The organism is Nitrospira sp. BLG_2 (assembly GCF_049222245.1).
The window spans coordinates 1-4,454 of record NZ_JBLYIG010000230.1 but is presented as its reverse complement, the minus strand read 5'-3'; the positions used below and the strand labels follow the sequence as shown (position 1 = coordinate 4,454).

The following is a 4,454-nucleotide window of genomic DNA, read 5'->3' as shown; positions in this document are numbered from 1 at the left end:
GCACGATGATGGCAACCGTCGGATTCGCGGCTTGCATTTGACGCACTGTCGAAAGCCCATAACCGTCCGGGAGTGACAGATCCAAGAGGACGGCATCAAAACGTGCACGGGCCAGGCGTGCAAAGGCATCACTCAAGCGGGTCACATGGGTGACATCGAATTCTTCCGCGCCCCATTCCGTTAAGCTATCTTGGGTCAGACGGGCATCGATATCGTTGTCTTCAACCAATAAGATCTTGATCATTGCGCTTTCGTAGGAGTTTTCCCGTACCCGTGGCTCCTTCTTCATGTACATCCTCAGTATAACTAAAGGCCCTGATTCAACAAGCGAATCACCGAAGTAATGCGTTCGGGTTTTAGCCTGATCGATGTTCCATCCAGGGGAGGAATGCGCACTTACGAGCCGATGGGACACTCTCAAGCGCAGACAAGACTGTTAGCCGGTTACCCTAGCGGCCTGTTAAAGATCCGAGGGCTACAGCATCGGCGTTGGTGTTGCTCAATTCATGATGAAAGAGAGCGGGAGATGACATTGAGTCATGAGCCGCGAAAAATGGCGTGGGGACCACCCGGGTAGGTGCCGATTGGGCCCTGCTCTGGGCCTATCGCCGCCTCACAGGCATATCCAGGTTCAAACGGCCATAATAATGAACGGCCTATGGCATTTCCGCGAATATGAACATACCGCAAGGTGACGCCCATGCGGGCTGCCTCGTCTTTAACTTTTCCGGTACATTCATCGGATGTGTATCCGCGACGTGAAATCAGGAGCGGCTCTCCGGATGCACTGAAAACGGAAAATTCGCTTGCGCATCCCGTTACGGAGCACACCACACACATAATTCCGGTAAGTCGGCTCAAACATGTTTTTGAAAGCATAGGAACCGCCTCCATTTTGAATGGCTTCCGCTGATTTCAATACAAGAGACACGCCAAACCATAACACGAACACCGACGTTCAATCGATCGGAGGACAATTTTATTCCTTGACCGTAGATGAAAGCAGACCCTGCCGAAATTGCCTCCTCCCCCGGCAAGAATTTCCATTCTGATATAGGGCTGTCCCGGCAGTATCGCGATACGCCGCCATTTCTCGTATCACTCTCTTTGGCACAGAAGTTGAGGGAGGCGATCAAACGGTGCGCTTCCTGAGAATGACACTAAGGTCCCTAGGGAAATCCATCCGATGAATGAATTGGATTCGCTCACTGCCCTTTGGGAATTGCTCACTCGCGACGTGACGGTGGTCGGCGGGATTCAGAGCCCGGTTCTCAGCTGGATCGGTGCCGCGAGTATCCTCACGCTGTGTCTTTGGCATAGTGCGGTGCTTATCCGAGGTCTGTTACAAATTCAACGGACGCTGTCGCGGTTCCAGTCATCCGTCTCGCCTCTGGTCCTGGCACGGCGACAGACTTCCAAGGACTGGCTTGCCATCCCGGCTTTGGCGAGAAAGCGGGCGCGTCTTGATGAGTCGTCGGACATGCGCCGCGATCTTGACGACCTGCAAACACTGGATCGTGCGGTGCGGTCGGAACAAGCTTTTGCCCGAGACTGGCTCTCATACCGCAAGACTCTCGCGGTAGAGCAATCTGCCTGGTTTCTTGAGCCGACAGTGCACAGTCAGCGTTCCGCCGGTGATTTTTTCTCGTTCGAATCTCTCTGCATCACGCATCTCAATGTCCGTTTTTACAGGCAGCTTCCCACTTTCATGACCGGTATGGGGTTGATGTTCACCTTCCTTGCTATTTTGATCGGTCTCGGCAAGCTCCATGCGAATGGGCCGGAGATTGAAGGAATTCAAGGGCTTATTAATGGGCTGTCAGGAAAGTTTGTCACATCCATCGTCGGCTTGGCGTGCGCCAATGCGTTCACTCTTCTAGAAAATTCATTTTGGCATCGGCTGGATAACCGACACCGGGAGTGCATCTCCCTTCTGGACGAAATGTTTCCTCAGAAGGCCGCCGATCTATCTTCCCAGGTTTCTTCTTCATCGCAAACCGGACCCCCGACTACCATGGTCGCTCCCGCCCAAAACGATATCGCGCATCAGCTTGTAGAGGTCGTGCAGCAGCGCCTTGGATCAACGGTCACAGCTCTGAACTCCGCCACACAGGCGCTCACGGCTTTGAATCCAAAACATTCACCGATGAAGTTTGATGACTTGCCGAGAGAGATCGGTCACGAGGTCCAGCGGGCGTTAAGGCCTCTGATGAATCCTTTGCTGGAAGCCATTCACGGCCTCAATCGCTCTATTAAGGAGCAGTGCTTCCCGGTGCGGCTGTCCCAATCGGAGATCGAAACGATGTTTGAGGAACTGCGGGGCAATACAACTATGACGACAGAACATGAACGTCCGGCGAAAAGGACGGATGATCCAGGAAAGCCGTCTCTTCACATGAACGCCACGGTGAGAACGAAGAGATGAAATCGATCTTCACACAGGACTCTCGTGACAGCTCCGCCGTGGTCACGAGTGGGGTCGCGGATCTCATGACCTCGCTCGCCGTCATCTTCATTCTGTTGCTCGTGGCCTATGTGACACGCGCTCAGAATGGAAATGCCAATCCTGTCGGGAGCCATGCCACACCGACGGACATGACGCCAAGCGTTGACCCACGGCATCCGTCACCGGAAGAAAAAAGGCCGAGCGTTCACACGGTCACGGTGCCGGATGCGGCAATCAACTTTGAATTTGGAAAGAGCACGTTGCTCCCTACCGCCGAAACCTTCTTGTTGGAAGTCATGCCTCACTATGCCTCAATCATCTGTGGACCCGGTGGCCAAGAAGTGGAGGCGTTTGTCATTGAAGGGTACACCGACGATCTGGGTGACGATATACGCAACCTGAGACTCAGTCAGGAACGCTCGTTTGCGGTACTTGAGAAAAGCTTGGACGTGATTCGCGAGAAGCTTCCTTGGGCGTATGAGTGCTTCTTGCAAAAAGCCGCAGCGAACGGGCGCGGAAAACAGAACCTTCTACGCAATGATGACGGGCACCCGGACCGAGATAAGAGCCGACGGGTCATGTTCAAAATCCACATGCGACCCGCGTAGCGTCACGAGTTCGCACAACGTCGGCTTTCCATCATCGGGTTCACCTAACATGATCTCTGGTCAATCCGGATCCTGGCGACATGCTTCATGCCGTCAGTTGTTAATGGCGAAGACTTGAGAAGCCTCCATATAGGTGGCGAGTCAGCTCGATAAACTGCGTGATGGAAAGGACTTCTCCACGGGCGGAGAGGGGGATATGGAGAGAATTCAATGCTGCCGCCACCAGCTTCTGGTCATACCCTTTATCTCTAAGTGAATTGGCGAGTGTCTTTCGGCGGTGCGCAAAAGCGGCTTTTACCAGCGTGGCCAACCGTGATTCTTCTTCAGGTTTCAGGTCTCCCTGCTTCCTCGCGCGCAGCAAGACAACTGCCGATCCGACCTCCGGTCTAGGGCGGAAACATTGGCCCGAGACCTTAAATGCCTTGGTAATGTCTGCTGTGTATTGAGCCATGACGGATAGTGCCCCATAGGCTGAGCTTCCGGGCTTGGCCACGAGCCGATCGGCAACTTCGTTCTGCAGCATAAGGATCAGACGGTGAAAACGGTTGTGCTGATTGAGGAGCCGAAAGAGGAGAGGTGTGGATAAATAATAGGGAAGATTGGCGACGACGATGGTGCCGATTGGAAGATGTTCGATCGGATAAGTCATTGCATCGGCGAGGACAAGTGTAAGATTCGACAACCCGCGCTGTTGTCCAGTCAAGTAAGCATGGAGCCGTGGATCGACCTCGATCGCCGTCACATGGCCGGCAGCACGACAAAGCGCTTCTGTGAGGATGCCGCGCCCGGGGCCGATTTCCAAAACGGTATCGGTCGGGGTGAGCTCAGCCAGCGAGACGATTTTACGGACAATGTTGGGGTCGACGAGAAAATTCTGTCCAAGGCGTTTGATCGCAGCCGGGGGGAGAGGGGAGTCCACCCGTCAACTTCCAGTCGGGGAAGCCTGGGACAATCGTTTGGCTAGTATCATCAGTGGCGAGCGATAGCATTCCACAAGATCCGTAAACTCTTCAACCAGGTCGTTGGTGAACGATGGCCCTGGTTGGATACGAGCGAACGCCTGTCCTTCCAGAGGGCCGACGGCATTGGTGATACGCTCCACCGTGAGAACTTTCCATTGTGCCACTCGCTCCGTCCCGGCGATGGTGTTCAGATCTTGAAGAGTCTGTTTAGCAAGAGCATCCAGTTCTTCTATCTGTTGCCGAATAATGATAAGGCCTTTCGACACATCAGGCGACATGTCTGGCCCGTCCCTTGTTGGTTGGAGTTGCAGCCATTCTATTTTGAGCGATCCGATTCTGAGTGATCTTGGCAGCCAGCTTGACAGCCTCAATTAAACTTCCTGGATCGGCGACGCCCTTCCCGACAATATCAAAAGCTGTTCCATGGTCCACTGAGGT

General features: G+C 53.9%; 6 protein-coding genes. 2 read left to right on the top strand and 4 right to left on the bottom strand.

The features are described from left to right. Nucleotides 1–289, bottom strand: a 289-nt coding sequence (locus ACOSYY_RS06455; protein WP_421661444.1) for a response regulator transcription factor, incomplete at its 3' end; no start/stop codon positions are given. 897 nt (nucleotides 290–1,186) lie between these two features. Between ACOSYY_RS06455 and ACOSYY_RS06450 the strand changes: the two genes are divergently transcribed. Together ACOSYY_RS06450 and ACOSYY_RS06445 are read left to right on the top strand one after the other, a co-directional pair. Further along, a complete protein-coding gene (locus ACOSYY_RS06450) occupies nucleotides 1,187–2,425 on the top strand; it encodes a hypothetical protein (protein WP_421661443.1) in 1,239 nt (412 codons plus the stop codon). Continuing rightward, nucleotides 2,422–3,054, top strand: a complete 633-nt coding sequence (locus tag ACOSYY_RS06445; RefSeq protein ID WP_421661442.1) for an OmpA family protein — start codon at nucleotides 2,422–2,424, stop codon at nucleotides 3,052–3,054. The genes ACOSYY_RS06450 and ACOSYY_RS06445 overlap by 4 nt, the downstream gene beginning before the upstream one ends. A gap of 100 nt (nucleotides 3,055–3,154) precedes the next feature. Here ACOSYY_RS06445 and rsmA read toward each other — a convergent pair whose 3' ends face one another. The 3 genes from rsmA to ACOSYY_RS06430 form a co-directional block, all read right to left on the bottom strand. Further along, the gene (gene rsmA, locus ACOSYY_RS06440) at nucleotides 3,155–3,973 is read right to left on the bottom strand and encodes a 16S rRNA (adenine(1518)-N(6)/adenine(1519)-N(6))-dimethyltransferase RsmA (RefSeq protein WP_421661441.1); all 819 of its coding nucleotides are present in this window, start codon (nucleotides 3,971–3,973) and stop codon (nucleotides 3,155–3,157) included. 3 nt (nucleotides 3,974–3,976) lie between these two features. Then, nucleotides 3,977–4,294 (bottom strand): hypothetical protein, encoded by a 318-nt coding sequence (locus ACOSYY_RS06435; protein WP_421661440.1) that lies wholly within the window; start codon nucleotides 4,292–4,294, stop codon nucleotides 3,977–3,979. Continuing rightward, on the bottom strand, nucleotides 4,284–4,454 hold a 171-nt coding region (locus ACOSYY_RS06430), incomplete at its 5' end, for a 4-hydroxythreonine-4-phosphate dehydrogenase PdxA (protein WP_526023295.1). The genes ACOSYY_RS06430 and ACOSYY_RS06435, both read right to left, overlap by 11 nt.